At 44.1% G+C, this 19,039-nt stretch carries 19 protein-coding genes; 3 read left to right on the top strand and 16 right to left on the bottom strand.

Annotated features, from left to right (window positions below; all coding sequences use genetic code 11):
* The first annotated feature begins 205 nt into the window (after positions 1-205).
* Positions 206-1,381 carry an aminoacetone oxidase gene (locus tag SSV_RS01225; protein WP_072073349.1) on the top strand — a complete coding sequence of 392 codons (1,176 nt, stop codon included), beginning with the start codon at positions 206-208 and terminating at the stop codon, positions 1,379-1,381.
* A gap of 108 nt (positions 1,382-1,489) precedes the next feature.
* Here SSV_RS01225 and SSV_RS01220 read toward each other — a convergent pair whose 3' ends face one another.
* The 7 genes from SSV_RS01220 to tsaB form a co-directional block, all read right to left on the bottom strand.
* Entirely contained in the window at positions 1,490-2,230 is a 741-nt protein-coding gene (locus tag SSV_RS01220) for a MerR family transcriptional regulator (RefSeq protein WP_072073348.1), read from the bottom strand.
* Positions 2,231-2,335: 105 nt separating this feature from the next.
* Positions 2,336-3,082 carry a class I SAM-dependent methyltransferase gene (locus tag SSV_RS01215; RefSeq protein WP_072073347.1) on the bottom strand — a complete coding sequence of 249 codons (747 nt, stop codon included), beginning with the start codon at positions 3,080-3,082 and terminating at the stop codon, positions 2,336-2,338.
* Positions 3,083-3,204: 122 nt separating this feature from the next.
* Positions 3,205-3,543, bottom strand: coding sequence for an AzlD domain-containing protein (locus SSV_RS01210; protein WP_072073346.1), 339 nt, complete (start codon positions 3,541-3,543; stop codon positions 3,205-3,207).
* Positions 3,533-4,228 (bottom strand): AzlC family ABC transporter permease, encoded by a 696-nt coding sequence (locus SSV_RS01205; protein WP_072073345.1) that lies wholly within the window; start codon positions 4,226-4,228, stop codon positions 3,533-3,535. Before SSV_RS01205 ends, SSV_RS01210 begins: the two co-directional genes overlap by 11 nt.
* A 9-nt stretch (positions 4,229-4,237) precedes the next feature.
* Entirely contained in the window at positions 4,238-5,248 is a 1,011-nt protein-coding gene (tsaD, locus tag SSV_RS01200) for a tRNA (adenosine(37)-N6)-threonylcarbamoyltransferase complex transferase subunit TsaD (RefSeq protein WP_072073344.1), read from the bottom strand.
* Complete coding sequence (gene rimI, locus SSV_RS01195; RefSeq protein ID WP_072073343.1) at positions 5,238-5,690, bottom strand: ribosomal protein S18-alanine N-acetyltransferase; 453 nt, start codon at positions 5,688-5,690, stop codon at positions 5,238-5,240. The genes tsaD and rimI overlap by 11 nt, the downstream gene beginning before the upstream one ends.
* Positions 5,687-6,373: a tRNA (adenosine(37)-N6)-threonylcarbamoyltransferase complex dimerization subunit type 1 TsaB gene (tsaB, locus tag SSV_RS01190; protein WP_072073342.1), complete on the bottom strand. Its 687-nt coding sequence runs from the start codon at positions 6,371-6,373 to the stop codon at positions 5,687-5,689. The genes rimI and tsaB overlap by 4 nt, the downstream gene beginning before the upstream one ends.
* A 279-nt stretch (positions 6,374-6,652) precedes the next feature.
* On the opposite strand from tsaB, the gene SSV_RS01185 reads away from it, so the two are divergent.
* Both SSV_RS01185 and rnjA read left to right on the top strand, forming a co-directional pair.
* The gene (locus tag SSV_RS01185; protein ID WP_072073341.1) at positions 6,653-6,883 is read left to right on the top strand and encodes a DNA-dependent RNA polymerase subunit epsilon; all 231 of its coding nucleotides are present in this window, start codon (positions 6,653-6,655) and stop codon (positions 6,881-6,883) included.
* Between the two features lie 3 nt (positions 6,884-6,886).
* Positions 6,887-8,569, top strand: a complete 1,683-nt coding sequence (rnjA, locus tag SSV_RS01180; RefSeq protein WP_002929089.1) for a ribonuclease J1 — start codon at positions 6,887-6,889, stop codon at positions 8,567-8,569.
* A gap of 27 nt (positions 8,570-8,596) precedes the next feature.
* On the opposite strand, the gene SSV_RS01175 is transcribed toward rnjA, so the two are convergent.
* From SSV_RS01175 to SSV_RS01135, 9 genes are all read right to left on the bottom strand, one after another.
* Positions 8,597-9,343 carry a DNA alkylation repair protein gene (locus SSV_RS01175; RefSeq protein WP_072073340.1) on the bottom strand — a complete coding sequence of 249 codons (747 nt, stop codon included), beginning with the start codon at positions 9,341-9,343 and terminating at the stop codon, positions 8,597-8,599.
* Between the two features lie 107 nt (positions 9,344-9,450).
* On the bottom strand, positions 9,451-9,864 hold the full coding sequence (locus tag SSV_RS01170) for a hypothetical protein (protein ID WP_072073339.1): 414 nt from the start codon (positions 9,862-9,864) through the stop codon (positions 9,451-9,453).
* A gap of 104 nt (positions 9,865-9,968) precedes the next feature.
* On the bottom strand, positions 9,969-10,388 hold the full coding sequence (locus SSV_RS01165; protein ID WP_080983531.1) for a hypothetical protein: 420 nt from the start codon (positions 10,386-10,388) through the stop codon (positions 9,969-9,971).
* Between the two features lie 81 nt (positions 10,389-10,469).
* A complete protein-coding gene (locus SSV_RS01160) occupies positions 10,470-10,874 on the bottom strand; it encodes a GNAT family N-acetyltransferase (protein ID WP_072073338.1) in 405 nt (134 codons plus the stop codon).
* Positions 10,875-10,928: 54 nt separating this feature from the next.
* A complete protein-coding gene (glnA, locus tag SSV_RS01155) occupies positions 10,929-12,275 on the bottom strand; it encodes a type I glutamate--ammonia ligase (protein WP_002896640.1) in 1,347 nt (448 codons plus the stop codon).
* A gap of 31 nt (positions 12,276-12,306) precedes the next feature.
* Entirely contained in the window at positions 12,307-12,672 is a 366-nt protein-coding gene (locus SSV_RS01150; protein ID WP_072073337.1) for a MerR family transcriptional regulator, read from the bottom strand.
* Positions 12,673-12,752: 80 nt separating this feature from the next.
* Positions 12,753-13,277, bottom strand: a complete 525-nt coding sequence (locus SSV_RS01145; RefSeq protein WP_002898470.1) for an FUSC family protein — start codon at positions 13,275-13,277, stop codon at positions 12,753-12,755.
* Between the two features lie 177 nt (positions 13,278-13,454).
* Positions 13,455-14,120 (bottom strand): COG3942 and LysM peptidoglycan-binding domain-containing protein, encoded by a 666-nt coding sequence (locus SSV_RS01140; protein ID WP_072073336.1) that lies wholly within the window; start codon positions 14,118-14,120, stop codon positions 13,455-13,457.
* Positions 14,121-14,292: 172 nt separating this feature from the next.
* Positions 14,293-18,858: an antigen I/II family LPXTG-anchored adhesin gene (locus SSV_RS01135; RefSeq protein ID WP_176693524.1), complete on the bottom strand. Its 4,566-nt coding sequence runs from the start codon at positions 18,856-18,858 to the stop codon at positions 14,293-14,295.
* Between the last annotated feature and the right edge of the window lie 181 nt (positions 18,859-19,039).

Below are 19,039 nucleotides of genomic sequence, written 5' to 3'. Positions count from 1 at the left end.
CTATCTTTTTAGCCCTTTTTTGTGATACAATGAGACAGATTAGTCTAGTAAAAGAAATGAAAAAATCGAATGAATTTAGAAGCCTAGAGATGTTCAGCTACAACCTTCCAAGAGGAACTGCAAGACAGCAAAAGCCTGCTCACCAAGGAAGCGCAAGATTTCTGACTAACTGACAAAAACCACTCTCTACGAAAGGAAAAGACCAATGAAGCATTTCGACACAATCATCATCGGCGGAGGACCGGCGGGCATGATGGCAGCCATTTCCAGTTCTTTCTACGGGCAGAAGACCCTGCTCCTCGAGAAAAATAAACGACTGGGTAAGAAATTAGCTGGTACAGGTGGCGGTCGCTGCAATGTGACCAATAATGGAGATTTGGATGACCTCCTGGCTGGTATTCCTGGTAACGGACGCTTTCTTTACAGCGTTTTTTCCCAGTTTGACAACCATGATATCATCAACTTCTTTACAGAGAACGGCGTCAAACTCAAGGTCGAAGACCACGGCCGTGTTTTCCCTGCGACAGACAAGTCCCGCACCATCATCGAAGCTTTGGAAAAGAAAATTGCAGAACTGGGTGGCACTGTCATCACCAATACCGAAATCGTCTCCGTCAAAAAAACTGATGAGCTTTTCACTGTCAGATCCAGCGACCAGACTTGGACCTGCCAGAAATTGATTGTGACGACTGGTGGAAAGTCCTACCCTTCAACAGGCTCGACAGGCTTCGGTCACGATATTGCCCGACACTTCAAGCACACGGTGACTGACCTGGAAGCTGCTGAAAGTCCTCTTCTGACTGACTTTCCTCACAAAGCACTTCAGGGGATTTCGCTGGACGATGTGACCCTCAGCTATGGCAAGCATGTCATCACCCACGACTTGCTCTTTACCCACTTTGGCCTATCAGGTCCGGCAGCTCTGCGCTTGTCTAGCTTTGTCAAGGGTGGCGAAAACATCTATCTGGATCTTCTGCCACAGATAAGTCAGCAGGATTTGGCGGACTTTTTAGAAGAACATCGGGAAAAATCGCTGAAGAACTGCCTGAAAATCCTCCTACCCGAGCGAATGGCAGACTTTTTTGCCCAACCCTTTCCCGAGAAAGTCAAACAAGTCAATCTCAGTGAAAAAGAGGTTCTCATCAAACAAATCAAAGAACTGCCCATCCCTGTCACTGGCAAAATGTCTCTAGCCAAGTCCTTTGTAACCAAGGGCGGCGTCAGCCTCAAAGAAATCAATCCCAAAACTCTGGAAAGCAAGCTCGTTCCCGGCCTCCACTTCGCTGGAGAGGTCCTAGACATCAATGCCCACACGGGCGGCTTCAACATCACCTCTGCCCTCTGCACCGGCTGGGTGGCAGGAAGCTTACATTATGAGTGATTGGGAAGATATTTTAAAGTAATTGAAAAAACTGGTCGAGGAACATTGCACTGCACCCTAAAAGTTAACTAACTTCTGGGGTGCAGTGCGGAACATCCTCGCCAGTTTTTATTCTGCATTCCTTCGTACATAAGCAGCAATCACATCTGATGTGTATTGGGCAGTGCCCGGTCCGAATTGATCGATATTTTTCTTGAATTCTGGATTGTGGACATAGCCCTGACCGATGTGGGCAAAGACTTGCAGTGAGCAGTCAAAGCCGTAAGTGCGAATGGCTTGTAAGAGACGCGCCGCCTGTTCCTGATTTTCTGCTGATTCAACTGGCAAGCCTTGCTGCATATTCTCTGCCAGACTTTGAAAAACTTGATTAAAGGCTGCGGCAGATTCTTCTTCCCGTCCATTTTGACGAGTTAGTGCTTCCGCCATGACTTCTTGACCGTATTCTTCGACAGCTTCTTGATGGTATTTTTGATTGTCTTCGTAGGTAAAGCCTGCGAATTTTTCGTTTATCGTCATCTTTCTTTCTCCTTTTTCTTCTTGAATGGTTTTTTGTAAGGTGGAAATCAAGGTATCCAAGCGGTCTCTTTCCTGCTGCAAATACTCTAACTGCCTAACCAGATGCGGCAATAAGGCCTGATCGTCCTGACTCAGCAGCTCTGCTATTTTCTCCAAAGAGAAACCCAGATACTTATAGTAAAGGATGACCTGCAACCGCTCTAAATCATCTTGGCTGTACGTCCGATAGCCATTTTCTGATTTGGCGGGTACTAAAAGTCCGATTTTGTCGTAATGATGCAGGGTTTTGACAGAGACTCCCGAAAGCTGCGCAGCTTCTTTGATATGGTACATGATAGACCTCCTTACCACTATAGTATAAGCCCTGACCAAAGGTCAGGGTCAAGCTTTTTTAGAAATTTTTTTAAACCACTTTAGAGTTTCTAAAGCGGCTAGCAGTTATTTACGAGAAACCATAGCAATAAAGCCCAGTTTTTCCTGATTTTTTTGGAACATCTTAAACATCTTCATAAATTGACTGTAGTTTTCTTTCTTAAGGGCATTGAAGCAGATTTTCAGTGTGCCTCCAAGTCCTTCGTCATAAATCATACCTCGAAGGCTCATCAAGGTCATTTCGCCGACAAAGGTGTCTACATGATCAAACGAGTGAGAGCGTGCCAGCTGAATCCAAGAACCTTCTGTCAGAGGCCCCACATTGACATTAATCGCACGCGACAGCTCTTCCCGGATATTCTCATCTTTTTGTTTGAGCATGACATCGTGGGTGAGGAGCACTCCGCCTGGCTTCAGCACCCGGTAGTACTCATCCATACATTTGTCCTTCCCCTTATCCGTCTGCATGGTCAGCATGGCTTCATTGATAACGATATCAAAAGAATTGTCATCATAAGGCAGCTTCATGGCATTAGCCTGCTCAAATGTGACGAGCTCACCAACACCAGCCTTGTCTCCATCAAGCCGCGCCTGATCCAGCGCAGCCTTATCCAAATCAACTGCAGTAATCTGGCAGCCATATCTTTTAGCCAGCTCAATCGTTGTGGTCCCCATATTGCAGGCAACCTCTAGAACTTTCTTTTCGTTGGAAAACTTCCCTTGTTCAATCAGCCAGTCTGTTGCCAGCTTGCCACCGGGACGAAGACGTTTCTTTCCTAATTTTGCTAAAAATTTATGACCTGCTTCTGCCATTTCCGAACCTCCATGATTTTGATTGGTTCCATTATAGCATAAAATATTATATTTTCAGACAATTCTTAGATTTTAGTAAAAAACAGACCGAATCGACCGATTCAATCTGTCTTGTATCTTCTTTACAAGCCAAGAAACCCAGCCAGATAGCGCAGCAAGGCCACCAAGACTACACCAAACACAACAGTTGCAATTAAGTTTTTATACTTAAAAGCCACATAGCTAGTTGGAAAAACAGCTATTAAATCCAGCCATTTAAAGCTTGGCAGCTGACCTGTTTTAGCATTGGTAACACTAGATAAGATCAGGGCAAAGATAATGGAAACTGGTAAATATCTGAGGAAACGCTCTACCATGGGCGGAAGCCCCTTGTACTTGACTAGGATAAAGGGCAAAACCCGCGGAACCCAAGTGACTAGAGCCGACAAAAGAATAACCAGCAAAATATACTTACTTATCATCCAGAATCACCCCCACTGTACAGCCTAGCAAGGTTGCAAAAAGCACCGCCAGTGAATTTTGAAGCAGCATAGTTAGGACTAAGTAGGCAAGACCCACCACACCTAAGACGAAAAAGAGCTTCTTTATTTTGACCCGTCGCAGCATGATTGTAAACTGAGAAGAGAAAATGCCAATAAACATGGCAACTAGGGCAAAGTCCAGACCAAAGCTCTCAGGATTGGGCAGAAGGGCACCGAGGGCTGTTCCTAAAATAGTACCCAAAATCCAAGAAGTATAACTCATGAAATTGTTACCCATCATCCAGCTAGCAGTGATTTCCTCTGTATGTGCCCGCTCTCCCATCAAGACTCCATAAGATTCATCCGTCAAAAAAGAGCCAATGACAATATTCTGCATCAAGCTAGACTTACGAAAAAGAGTTGATGCATGTAAGCCGAGCAGAAGATTTCGGATATTAATAAGAAATACAGTCAGTGCGATGGCTAAAACCGGCGCCTGCTGGGCAAATAAACCAATCATGGCAAACTGGGCACTGCCGGCATAAACCAGAATACTCATCAGCCCCATCTCCAAGGGATTCATATAGGGTGCCGCCATGATGCCGCAGGCTAGGCCAATCCCAATATAGCCCATAGCTGTTGGCACAGCTGCTTTTGCACCCTGTTTAAATGTCTGTCCGCGCATTCTTCTCCTTTACTCCATCATTTCAAATGCTAGGCTAGGTTTTGCATTCAGATCCAAACTGGCAAAATTCTTCTTATTCCACTCACTGACACTGGCATAGGCAATCATACCAGCATTGTCACCACAAAGGCGCAGAGGCGGAATAAGCACCTTAACATCCTGAATCTCAGCTGCCAAGCGTTCTCTCAGCCCTTGATTGGCCGCAACACCGCCCGCCACAACAAGAGTCTTAACTGGATATTTTTCCAGCGCTTTTTTAGTCTTGGCCATGAGAATATCCATGACCGCTGCCTGAAAGCTTGCTGACAGGTCTTGATTAGACAAGACCTCTCCTTTTTGCTGGGCATTGTGGTGCAGGTTGATAAAGGCCGACTTGAGGCCGGAAAAAGAAAATTCCAGATTATCTTCCTTGATCATGGCCCGCGGAAAATCATACATATCCCGTCCTTGATGAGCTAGCTGATCAATCTCCCGGCCTGCTGGATAGGTCAGCCCCATGACTCGACCGACCTTATCATAGGCTTCACCGACCGCATCATCACGAGTTTCTCCAACAATCTTATAATCACCAGCCTGACTAACATAGACCAACTCAGTATGACCCCCGCTGACTAAGAGAGCCAGCAAGGGAAATTCCAAGGGCTCCACGCTCTGGGCTGCCATCAGGTGCCCAGCCATATGATTGACCGGAATCAAGGGAATATCATGAGCCCAAGCAAAGGACTTGGCCGCTGCCAAGCCGACCAAAAGCGCCCCAACCAGACCAGGACCGTAGGTGACGGCTACTGCTGTGACTTGCTCCTCGCTAATCCCTGCTTCCGCCAAGGCCTCCTCAATGCAAACCGTAATAACCTCCACATGGTGACGGCTGGCCACTTCTGGTACCACTCCGCCAAAACGCTTGTGGCTCTCAATCTGGCTGGCAATGATATTGCTCAAAAGCTCAGTCTCATTCTTCAGAATCGCTACACTGGTCTCGTCACAAGACGTCTCAAAAGCCAAAATATATCTATCTTTCATGGATCTCTCTTTTCATGACAATCGCATCTTCCATCGGCGCATGGTAGTAGGCCTTCCGTCGTGCGATTTCTTCAAATTTTTCTTTTTTGTAAAATAGCAGAGCTGGCTTGTTTGACTCCCTCACTTCGAGGAAAATTTCTTTGTCTACTGGCAAAAAGTCAAACAAGGCTGTCGCGATTTTCTGCCCCTGATAGCTAGGCAATACAGCAATCTGAAGAACTTCTGCTTCAAAGTCTGTCTCCTGCCAGACTAAAAAGCTGACAAGCTGTTCCCCATCTTCTGCTAGCATACAACTGTTCACATCCGAGCGCAGAATCTCTTCCACTTGGCCTGCGGTCCAAGGACTGACCTCATAGGCTGCAAGTAAGAGCTGTTCCAGCTCTTCTGCCAGAACTGCCGCGTCCACAGCCGAGTTAGCGCTCCATTTTCTCAACTTAATCATAGGCGCTGAATGTAAGAATCACTGGATTCCTGATGGGTCTTGAGCCAATTTTCCTCGGCTTCTACCCGCTTGAGATAGTTAGGAACAAAATCATGAATGGACTGGGCTGGCAGGTCTAAACCGAGACGACCAATAGCTGCCGCGTCTGGCAAGGTCGGCTGAATGGCAGCCTGAGGAAGAGCCGCTTCAATCTGCTCCGTAAAAGCTGTCGTTTCTCCGACAAAGGTGACTGATTGGTTAGCAGCACCAGCTATTTCCAAAACCTCTACCAAAGGTAGATGGGCTTCCGGCCGTACAGCCTGACCAGACTGGTAAAAGCCAGCATAGACATTATTGCGGCGGGCATCCATGATGGGAATGACCAAGCCTTCTACCCGCTCTGGGACTAAAGCCAGCAGACTAGACACACCGACCAGCTCAATCTTGAGGGTATGCGCTAGAGTCTTGGCTGTCGCCACCGCAATTCTCAGACCTGTGTAGCTGCCTGGACCCTGAGCAACTACGATACGATCCAAATCTGTCGGTTTCATGTCCAGACTATTCATCAGAAAATCGATAGCTGGCATAAGGGTAATGCTATGATTTTTCTTGATATTGAGCGTCACCTGTCCCAAGACCTTCTTATCCTGCAAAAGGGACAAGGACAATGCTTTATTGGACGTATCCATCGCTAAAATGTTCATCATTCTTTTCCTTACTCGATTGTTTGCCTCTTATTATACTATAAAAGCAGCCACAAGCATAGACTCAGATTAGAAAAGCCCCCAATAAGTCAAGAAATTCCAGAAAAAGCTTTCAAGATTTTTCTGACTTCCAGCTTTTACTATTCCCTTATTTTATGTTATAATCATTATAATTGTAACGAATCAGGATTAATCTACTACTCAGAATTGAATAAAAGAGAACAGCTAATCAGCTGTTGTTTTCTGCAGGTTAATCATGAAAATATGAAAGGAAATGTAATGATTTACAAAGTTTTTTATCAGGAAACAAAAGAGCGCAGTCCGCGCCGTGAAAAAACACGTGCCCTTTATTTAGAGGTGGAAGCAGCAAATGAATTAGAAGGCCGCATTCAGGCTCGTAAGTTAGTCGAAGAAAATACCCCTTACAATATTGAATTTATTGAGCTCTTGTCTGACAAACACCTCAAATACGAAAAAGAGTCAGGCACTTTTGAATTGACGGAGTTCTAACCCATGGCATATACCTTAAAACCCAAAGAAGTTGGCGTTTTTGCGATTGGTGGGTTAGGCGAAATCGGTAAAAACACCTACGGGATTGAATACCAAAATGAAATCATCATAGTGGATGCCGGTATCAAGTTCCCAGAAGACGACCTGTTAGGGATTGACTATGTCATTCCCGACTACTCTTATATCGTGGAAAATATTGACCGCGTAAAAGCTGTCCTCATCACCCACGGGCACGAGGACCATATCGGCGGTATTCCTTTCCTGCTCAAGCAAGCCAATGTTCCTATCTATGCGGGTCCTTTGGCCTTGGCCCTCATTCGCGGCAAGCTAGAAGAGCATGGACTTTTGCGCGATGCCAAGCTCTATGAAATCAATCAAAACACAGAACTGCAGTTCAAGCATCTGAAAGCTACTTTCTTCCGGACAACCCACTCTATCCCTGAACCCTTGGGAATTGTCATTCATACGCCGCAGGGTAAGATTGTCTGTACCGGTGACTTCAAGTTTGACTTTACACCAGTCGGTGAGCCGGCAGACTTGCACCGTATGGCTGCTCTGGGCGAGGAAGGCGTTCTCTGCCTCCTATCTGACTCGACCAATGCTGAAGTTCCAACCTTTACCAATTCCGAAAAAGTGGTCGGACAGTCTATTATGAAGATTATCGAAGGCATTAATGGACGGATTATTTTCGCTTCCTTTGCCTCTAATATCTTCCGTCTTCAGCAAGCCGCAGATGCTGCTGTCAAGACCGGTCGTAAGATTGCGGTCTTTGGCCGCTCCATGGAAAAGGCTATTGTTAACGGGATTGAGCTGGGCTATATCAAGGTTCCCAAAGATACCTTCATCGAGCCAAATGAACTCAAGGACTATCCAGCTGGCGAAGTGCTGATTATGTGTACCGGAAGTCAGGGTGAGCCGATGGCAGCCCTGTCTCGGATTGCCAATGGTACCCACCGCCAGGTTCAGCTGCAGCCTGGAGATACGGTCATCTTCTCATCCAGTCCTATCCCTGGTAATACGACCAGCGTTAACAAGTTGATTAACATCATTTCCGAGGCTGGTGTAGAAGTGATTCACGGTAAGATTAACAACATCCACACCTCTGGACACGGTGGCCAGCAAGAGCAGAAACTCATGCTTCGCTTGATCAAGCCTAAATATTTCATGCCAGTCCATGGTGAATACCGTATGCAGAAAGTCCATGCAGGCCTAGCCGTTGATACTGGAGTACCAAAAGACAATATCTTCATCATGAGCAATGGTGATGTGCTTGCTCTGACAGCTGACTCAGCTCGTATTGCCGGCAGCTTCAACGCTCAGGATATTTATGTTGATGGGAACCGCATTGGTGAAATCGGAGCTGCTGTCCTGCGCGACCGTAAAGACCTGTCAGAGGACGGCGTTGTCCTGGCTGTCGCAACGGTTGACTTTGAGTCCAAGATGATTTTAGCCGGTCCAGATATTCTCAGCCGTGGCTTTATCTACATGCGCGAATCAGGCGACCTCATTCGCCAAAGCCAGCGCATCCTCTTCAATGCCATTCGCATTGCACTCAAGAATAAAGATGCTAGCGTCCAATCTGTCAGCGGCGCTATCGTCAACGCCTTGCGTCCTTTCCTCTACGAAAGTACCGAGCGCGAACCTATTATTATTCCGATGGTGCTTACACCAGATGAAGACAACTAAAAATAAGCTTTGCTAGATTAGCAAAGCTTATTTTTCTGCTTTATTTTTTGTTCGCGAAGCATGCTTGATAATCCAAGCGCAACTCGGATTCAGTTTTTCCTCTTGCCAAGTCCCAATCACCCTCTCAAACTTTTCAGGATCTTCTTTATATAAATCATTCAGATTATTAGCGACACTTTTTTGGATTGATTTATCTGTGTCATCCTTTAGATTTGTCAAAATAGCGGTAAATTCATCAAAATAATCTAAAACCACAGTCTGCTTCTTAGCCCAGGGCAGACGAATCCGCATACACTCGCTGGCTAATCTGCGGACGCGCATATTCTCATCTCGGCTCCACTCTAGCAGTAAATCCATCGTAGCTCTAGGATAATTAGCCAGCAAGGGCCGCATGGAAAATTCTCCAGTAAATCGCTTGGTTAATTCCTTACTGAAGGCTGCACTCAGCTCGAATTCCTGACTTCCGTAAAGTTCTACAAATTTGCCAATTGGCCACAACCAGTATCCTTCTGAAAACATGCCCAAGCCGCCCTTTAACTCTGGACCAAGTATCTGCTCAAAAACCTTCAGAGAATCAGCATAAGAAAACGGCAAGAATTCTTTGATACTCTTGGCCAACAGCTCTTGACGCTGAGTAAATTCCAAAGACTCTAAGTCGCTTTCAACTAGAGACATAAAATGCTGAGCATCAAATTTATCTGTGACTTCTTGCAAGCGACGGCTCAAATCCTTCGCATAAACCAAATCATAATAATCTTTAACCTTTTTTGCCATGATTTTTAAATCCCCTTAACAGACTTCTCACTGCTTCTCTGACTTCTGCTTCTTACTTTTTCTCTGCCAAATCTACATAGAAATTATCAAAGGATTTCAAATTACCATTACTCAAAAATCCTACCTCCTACATATAAATCATTTGCTAAAGACATTGAATTTGGAACTACCTCATTATCTTTTACTAAAAAAGTGACATTCCAAGAAGAATCCTCAATATGATTGAATCTCCCATATACATTAACAATTTCTCCAGCGCCCCACGGTGTTCCGTTGCCAATTTCTTCCCAATTCGTTTCCTCCCAATTAATCTCCACTGACTCAATTTTCGCGTTTTGTGACTTCACAAATTTTTTAATCTCTTCCTCTTGTGACTTTAAATAATCTAGCTGTTTCTCTTTTATGGATTGCAAATTAGCTTTGCCATCTGAAAACAAATTACTCTGTTTTAACATATGTAGACTACCTACTCCAATAACAAGGGCAATTAGTACCAACCAAATGATTTTATATTTCTTCATTCTCTTACTTCTAGACCTTAGAAGTTACATATGCTGTAATGCATGACCGCTGAAAGGGACATGTTAAATCTACATAGAAATTATAACAGATTTTTAAATTACTATCACTCAAAAATCTCTCCTCCTGCTCGTATCGGACTACCTTGCATGATAGAATCGATATCCGCTTTCCCATTTTCTACATCAACTAAAACACTCCAACTCGAGTCTTCGATATGGTTAAATCCTCCAAAAATTCTTATCACTTCTCCTCCTCCCCATGGAGTACCATTGCCTACTTCCTCCCAATTTGTCTGGTTCCAATCCACCTGAACAGATTCAATCTTAGGATTTTGTGACTTGATAAAATTCTTTATTTCATCTTGGTGCTTCTTCAAATAATCCAGCTGCTTTTCTTTTACCGTTTGCAAGTCTGGCTTTTTGGTTATAATTTTATTTAAGCTCTCTTGATTTCCAAGAAAAAAAGCTCCACCAATGATTCCTAGATTTACTAAAGCTATGGCTATTGTTTTCTGCCTTTTCATTTCTTATTCCTTTTAACAGTCATTACCATTATTATAGCACAAAAAAAGAAGCCAAATTGACTTCCATCTATTGAGACTAGCTCAGCTCAATCGTTTGATAAAATGATATTTGGTAATGCCCTTTTGCGGGACATCTGCTAGACTGGCGTAGATTTCATAGCCTTGCTTGATGTAAAAATCCTTGGCCTGATAAGATTTAGTGGACAAGGTAATGCTAGTTACTCCAGCTTCTGCAGCCTTTTCTTCTAATTCTGCCAGCAGACTGGCTCCCAAACCTTTTTTCTGATGTTCTTTATCCACCACCAAAGCCTTGATATGAATGTTTTCCAACACCTGTTGGGCATGGAGCAAGGCAATTAACTGGCCATCTTCCTCCCGCCTTAAATAATAATCTTGAGGTTCAAGTTTTTCAAACATATCTGGACCAAAATAGGCTTCATATTGCTCATCAAAAACTCGCTTAATAAAATCATGAAATTTTTCCATCTTTCTCCTCCTCCATGAAAAAGCAGGGGATATGCCAATCCTCCTGCTCTAAGTTTAGTATAAATCTAAATAGTTATCCACTTCCCATTGGGAGACAAAGGTTGCATAGCTAGCCCACTCGATACGCTTAGCTTCTAAGAAGCTCGTATAGATATGCTCGCCAAGTGCTGCTTTAACGACTTCGTCTTCTGTTAAGGCCTTCAAGGCATTGTGAAGAGTTGATGGCAAGTCTGTAATTCCAGCTTCCTTACGCTCCTCTGGAGTCATGATGTATATATTCTCTTCAATTGGGGCTGGAGCTTCGATTTTATTTTCGACACCGTGCAGGCCAACTTCCAAGAGAACTGCCATAGCGATATATGGATTGGCCATCGGATCAACCGAACGCAGCTCCAAGCGCGTACCCATACCACGAGAGGCTGGCACGCGCACCAACGGTGAACGATTGCGTCCTGCCCAGGCAATATAAACTGGTGCTTCATATCCAGGAACCAGACGTTTGTATGAGTTGACCGTTGGATTCATGATTGCTGTGTAGTTATAAGCATGGTTAATCAAACCACCCAAGAAATGGTAGGCTGTTTCTGACAGCTGCATACCTTTTGGATCTTCTGGATCGAAGAAGGCATTATTTCCGTCTTGATCAAAGAGGGACATGTTACAGTGCATACCAGATCCCGCAATGCCAAACTTAGGCTTAGCCATAAAGGTTGCATACAGACCGTGCTTACGAGCAATAGTTTTCACAACCAGCTTAAAAATCTGAATCTTATCACAAGCTCGAAGAACTTCATCATACTTAAAGTCAATCTCGTGCTGGCCGACTGCGACCTCATGGTGACTAGCTTCTACTTCAAAGCCCATCTTGGTCAGGACATTGACGATTTCCCGACGAGTATTGTCTGCCAAATCTGTCGGCGCCAAGTCAAAATAACCGCCCTTGTCATTTACTTCCAGCGTCGGATCGCCATTTTCATCCAGCTTAAAGAGGAAAAACTCTGGCTCTGGGCCAAGGTTAAAGGACTTGAATCCCAGCTCTTCCATATGCTTGAGGGCACGCTTGAGGTTGCTGCGAGGATCTCCTAGAAACGGTACATGATCCGTCGTATAAACATCACAAATCAGACCCGCTACACTGCCGTTTTCATCTCCCCAAGGAAAGACTGTCCAAGTATCCAGATCAGGATAAAGATACATATCTGATTCATTGATACGGACAAAACCTTCAATGGAAGAACCATCAAACATGGCTTTATTGGATAAGACCTTGTCAAGCTGTTCATCCGTGGCAGGAATTTCCACATTCTTCATAGTTCCTAAAATATCAGAGAACATAAGACGAATAAAGGTAACATTTTTCTCTTTTACTTCGCGACGGATATCAGCTGCTGTAATAGACATTAAATTTCTCCTTGTAATTCAAACAAAATAGCTATGGTCGACGCATCTGACCAAAGGTTGGCAGAGAAGAAGCAAAACGGCCTTGCTGCAAGATGTCATGATGCAGGGCACGGCGGACATCTTTGTCACTAATGGTCTTGCGGGACTTGGCTTCACGCTCAGCATATTTCCTCTTAATCGCAGCGATATTATGGCCTTCCGAAATATAATCTTTAATTTCTAAAAGACGGTCCATATCATTCAAAGAATACATCCGACGATTGCCCTCATTCCGAGCAGGGGTAATCAGATTCTGGTCTTCATAATAACGGATCTGACGGGCAGATAGGTCCGTCAGTTTCATAACACTGCCGATGGGAAAGACTGCCATGTTTCGGCGAAACTCTTTTTCCTTCATTCAAATTCCTCTCTACGCACTATTATAGGACGAAATAAATCTTATGTCAAGAAATAATGTCATATTTTCTTACACAGATTTTATTTTTTCTTTTCAAAGATGGTTCGCAGCCGATCTATATCAGAATTTACCAGAATCGCAACAAAGACTCCCATGAAGGTTTCAAAGATTCTGGCAAAGACATACAAGATGGTATCTTCCGGCCGAATGGATAGCGTAATAATAAGCATAGCAGATACTCCGCCAATGACTCCAGCCTTATTGTTCATGGCGACATTGGTCATGATTGTCAGCATGGTACAGACCGGCACCAAAAGGAGGGTAACCCAATACTGCTCCTTAAAGACACTATTGACAATGAAAAATAGCAGAGCGTAAAAACCACCGATGCTGTTTCCCAAGATTCGCGATGTTCCGAAGTGGACACTCTTATCAAAATCCTCACGAAGACTAAAGACTGCCGTCAAAGCACCGATTTGCAGGCCTTTCCAACCAAAAAGCCCAAAGAGCAATAGGATGATGAAAACAGCTAGACCGGTTTTAAAGGTACGCATGCCCAGACGAAATTTCGATTTATCAAACTTGTACTTATTGAAATAACTCATTAGTCTCCTTCCAGGAAATCCTCCCTCTCTTCATTTTAACATATTTCGCCTCAAAAAAACTCTTTCTGCTCAGGACTTTTCCCGCACAAAGAAAAAGCCCTATCAGCTACCGCATCAAGAGCTATCGACTATTTAAAAACTGAGACATTATCAGGCCCAGCCTCGTTTTTATTATCTTTAGTTTGGATAAATGTAGGTAACTCCACCCATAAATTCATTCGGATTAAAGTAGCCACGATAATTGTTAATCTGCTTTTGGCGATTGTAGTTCGCTTCCAAGACCTGGATAGAGCTGTCGCTTTGCACATCTGTCACATAAGCAACATGTCCGTATTCGCCACCATCCCAAACTGCAATAGCACCTGCTACTGGGACATTTCCTGTTGCATAACCCTGAGCACCAGCATTGATCGCCCAAGTATTAGCATTGCCCCACCAGTTGCTTGCCCAAGGAGCCATTTCTTTCACGCCCCAAGTACATTGGCCGATTGGGTAAGAATTGCCATAGTCAGTTGGCGTATTTAAGACAACATCTTCAGTATCAGATACCAAAGCAGCATCACTTGTCGCTTCATAAGCTGGAGCGCTGTAAGGATTGTATATCTGAGCCAAAGCAGTGCCATTTACTTGCAACACATCTCCTGGGTTAATCGTATCAAAAATTGTCTTTCCATTATTGGCAGCAAGTTCGTAAGGATTCATTCCATTGGCACTAGCAATGGCAAAAAAAGAGTCCCCTTGCTGGACAACATAAGAATCTGCATTGACAGCTTGAGCGCCGATTGTCGCCAAAAAAGCTGTAGAAGTTAAACCAAGAGTTGCTTTAGCAAATGCTTTTTTCATAACTGTTTTTCTCCGTATAATTTGATGATAAAAAAATCATACCTTATTTACATGTCAGTTTTTTTAGAGTTATATTTTTGTCATGTTACAAATGATTTAGACTTTTGCTACATGAGATTTTCCAGTATTTTTAAAGATAAAAAGGCTAGGGATTCCCTAGCCTCATCTAGTATCAGTCTTCTTTACCTTTCAATTTTCCTAGACCTAAAGCACCAATAATGGCTGCTAAACCTAGATATGGCAGATAGACTGCATCTTTGGCTCCCGTTTCTGGCAGAAGAGAAACAGGAATCTTTTTAGCTGCTGGAGTTTGATTGGCTCTTCTTGGATCGTTTACATCTGAAACAAGCAGATGCTGTGCCTTAGGAGTGACTGTTGTAACTGTATTTGAAGCATAGACCACACGATTGACGGTATTGATGTAGGTATTTTCAAAAGTACCCGCAGCAATACGCTTCATCTGTAGATAGGTTTCAGCCTGAAAAGCTGAATCCAGAGAAATGGTCTCTAAGAATTCTTCCTTGAAACGAATAGAAATCAAGCCTTTCTCAAGATCAATATTCGCAGCTGTATACTCAGTCAAGTCTGTACTAGCCTTTATCACCTTACCATCTTTGAGCGTGATGTCTACTTTGGCAAAGGTTTTGTAAGCACCCGTGTACTCATCGCCTCGTTGATCATAATCATCCACAAAGCTATAGTCTGTCAACTCTTCAGAGTGGTTAGCAGGGATTAAGCCGCCGATGAGACGGTAGTTAAAGTGCCGTCCCAAAGTCAGTTCCTTGCCATCCAAGTTTTCTGCACTTGTCGGATCAAGGCTTAGGGTAATATCTTTTTCAGGACTGATCTTAGGAACATTGTTGACGACTACGTCTGTCGCATAACCATTTCCAAAGTCAATTTGATAAGCCCGATTCTCGAATTTACCGCCTGTGCGGCCCACTCCTTCTTTGACAGTCATAGGGCTTGTTATCGTCAAGGACTTACCTGTTACGACATAGTGGTCATAAAAGGCTTGGGCATCGTCTGCTGCAAAGAGTTGGAAAGAACCTTTAACAGTGATATTCGCCTTTTGAAGGAGCTCTCGAACTGCTGCAGGGGCTTTTTCAAGGCTCTCGTAGTGGGTCACTGTCACACCTGCTACAGCCTTGCCATCCGCATCTACTAGCTTGACTAATTCCGGACGAAGTTCAAGTGCTTCTTCCGGATAGTCATCTACATAGTAGAAACCTTTTTGAATCGTGCTCTTAGATGACTTGTTACCCTTATACTGATCCAAATCCCAAGTCAGCTCGTAGTAATTGGTCGAACCAGCCAAGACTTCCTTACCATCAATCACCAATCCTGCCTTGTTTTTATTGACCTTGGTTGGCTTGATGTAATTATTGCTTGGATTGTCTGAATCATCAGGCTTGCCTGGCGTGGTCACGCGTACTACGTTTGAGCTGACACCATAGGCATCATTGACTGTCAGGGTGAAATTATTAGTATAGGTTGCGCCATCGTTGAGCACTCGGCCGACTACTGTTGGAAAGAGCGTAGCAACTTCTTTGGTCGTATCTGCGTTATAAGTAGCTAAGGTTGCTGCATTTGCTTTAAATGTCACTGTGTGGCTAGCCTTATCATAGCTGACGTCAAAACCTGCACTAGCAGCTTTTGTTGCTGCTAAGTCAACTTCATAACCACTTGGCAGTGGATCAGCAATGACAAAAGAAGTCGTCTCACTGCGTCCGGCTGGAAGAGCTTCTGTCTTTAAGGCAAACTGAACGACGGACTGCTTAGCCACTAGAGTCTTATCAATATTGGTGCCTTGGTCATTTTGAATCTCTTTATTAATCTGCGGTTGAGATTGCAAGAGATGATAATGATAATGCACAGTCGGAGCTACGGGCGCTGCTGGCTCTTTTTGATAAACAGGCTCTGCTGGTGAGGTTGGCAGCGGGCTATAAGTTGGTTCTACCGGCTTATTAGGCTCCGGTGTATCTGGAGTAGGAGTTGGCGCTTCCGGCTCCTTCTCATAAGTCGGTGCTGCCGGAGGGGTTGGCTCTTTTTCATAGGTCGGTTCTACCACTGCTGGCCGGACAGTTTTTTCTACTTCATAGCTTGGCTCAGAAGGCTTACTAGGCTCTGGTGTTTCCGGTGTACGTGTCGGTGGCGTCGGTTCTTTTTCATAAGTCGGTGCTGCCGGAGGTGTTGGAAGAGCCTTCGGTGTTGGTGTAGTTGGAGCTGGCTCCAAAGGCTTAAGCGCTTCTTCACTTGGCGCTGCAGGAGCTGTAGGAGCTACTGGCGCTTCCGGTTCTTCTACTGTGATGATTGGCAGATCAGTCGCTCGAACATCACCATTAATCGCAAACCAAATATTTGGTTTCTTAGGAGCTAGTTTGTCAGCCCTACGTGGATCAGTAGCCTCTGGCTGGCCTAACACTTCAGAAGAGGAAATCGTTCCAATCGTCATGCTGTTGGTTGTACCAGAAATTTCCACCGCTCCTGCCCCATACCATGAGTTAGGAGCATCTGTAGTGTCCCAGCCTGAGTCTGGCTGAGCATTCTTATACATGGTAAAGCGAGATCCGCCAACTCCTTTTTTGAAGTTTTCAGACTCAGTCGCATAGATTTGGCCGTTCTTTTCACCAACTGATGAACCCGAAATCTTGTTGAAAGTTCCGGTATAATCTTTGGCCATTTCGATAGAATTAGCTTCACGGTTGAGGGAAGCCACGGACATCAAAGCCTGATCAAAATTAATAGGTTGGCCTTTATCATCATAAAAGACAAATTCCGTCTTCACAAAGAGAGAGGTTGCATCTTCAAAATTTCCTGTATAAGCTGAAGCAAAAACTCCCATTGTCGGGTCTTTAAAAATACCTAACCAGGCCTTATCATTGCGGAATTGAGAACTTGGATCAAGGGTATAAGTATAGACAATTTTAGAAACTTTTTTCCCTCGATAATAAGTCCCCTGGAGATTTGTATAGGTTGCTGTAGCAGACTCACCACGACGCAACAAGACAGAAGACCATTCAGTTGGCCCTTTACCGCTTGTTACGTTAGAACTGTAGCCTGCATACTTGCCAACTGTACCAAAGCTTTCCTGCTGGTTGGTCTGATAGTTGGCATTTTGAATATCTGTTACTTTGAAGTTGTCCAGTTGGAAGAATTTCTTAGAAAACTCTGCAGTATTCTTTACAGCGGCTTCCATACCAGCATAGCTGACAAACTCACCAGTTGTAGTCAGTGACAAATTAGCATTAGGTTCTGATTTGAAAACCAGGCTTTGCGCAATTGGACGGCTCAAATGCCCGTCTTCAGTCTTCTTTGTTTCTGCAAGAGCCAGTCCAGCCTTAATCTTGGCCTGTTCAGCATCATATTTAGCCTTATCTTGCTGATACTTGGCTAATTTTGTGTTATAGACAGCCAAATCAGCATTATACTGGGCCAACTGAGCTTGATAGTTTGCTTGGGCTTGAGCATTACGCTTCTTGATTTCTTCATTTTCAGCTGCTATAGTGGCATTCTTAGCTTGATTCTCTGCTAGCTTTTGCTCATATTCTTTTTGAGCTGCTGCATTTTCAGCTTCAATTTGAGTCTTTTTCGCTTCATAAGCTGCTAAATCTGCTTCATATTGAGCTTTTTTATCTTGATTTTCCTTTTGGATACGGGCCAATTCTGCCTGATAATTTGCCTGAGCCGCTTGATATGCCGCTTCATTATCAGCATTGGTCTTTCGGACAGTTGCTAAATCTGTTTGATATTGGACAAGTGCTGCCTCGTAGGCCGCTTTTGCAGCCGCATTCCGCTGTTTAATAGCTTCATTATCAGCAGCAATCTTAGCATTTGCAGCTTGAGTATCCGCTAAAGCTTTTTCATACCGTGCCTTAGCCGCCGCATTCGCCTTCTGAACGCGATCCAGCTCACTTGCATAAGCCGCCAGAGCTGCATCATAATTAGCCTTTGTTTCCGCATTTAGTTTTTGAACACGAGTCAACTCTGAATCATAGGCCGCTTTAGCTGCTTGGTAGGCTGCCGCATTATCTGCGTTGGTCTTTTGAATCGTTGCTAAATCTGTTTTGTATTTACTAAGGGCAGCTTCATAATCTGCTTTCAGCTGAGCATTTTCTGCTGTAATCCGAGCTACTTCTGCCTGATGAGCAGCTAAATCTTTAGCGTATTGTTCCGCTGTCGCTTTGTTTTCTGCTGTAATCCGAGCTACTTCCGCCTCGTAGGCTGATACTTTTTCTTTGTACTCCTTGACCTTGGCATCAATCTCGGTTACCTGCGCTTGATAATCTGCTGCAATCTCCGCTTTTTTGTCTGCAGTTTCTTGAGCAGTCTGAGCTACTCCTTTGTCAAAAGCTGGGTCTTTGACTACTGTCAGGCCTGCTTCTTGAGCCTTTTTGACACTTTCATCTAAACCTGCTGTTGGAACAGTCACTGTCACACCGCCATCTGCCTGACCTGCTCGCGCCTGACTCTCTTGAGATGCCTGACTGGCTGGCCCTTGAGCTTGAGGCAGATTGGTCGCTGCATTTCCAGTACCTACTATTTCAGTATTGACAGGACTATTGGTATCAGATACTACTTCATCTGCTCTTGCTTGTATCGTTGACGTTAAAAAAGCCGCACCTAGAACAGCACCGCATAAAGTTTTAACAGCCTTGTTTTTCCGAAAACCAAAAACTTCTTTTTTCTTCATTTTTCTCCTCTCCCTGCAAACTTTTACAGTCTGCAGTTTTCCCAAACCCTCCGAAAATCAAAAAATAATTGAAACCTCCTATTGGAAGCTCCATTCTCATTTTGACTATCTGTAAGCATCAGAATACATACCTTTATCCTATCAAGTTTTCCCTTGTTTTGCAAGCATTTTTTCCTCAGTTTATTTACCTTTTTTGGACATTAATTGTATAATGTCTATTTATGAT

The sequence above is a fragment of the Streptococcus sanguinis genome (genome assembly GCF_001078705.1).
Classification (GTDB): Bacteria; Bacillota; Bacilli; order Lactobacillales; family Streptococcaceae; genus Streptococcus; species Streptococcus sanguinis_D.
This window is presented reverse-complemented; position numbering and strand designations above follow the sequence as displayed.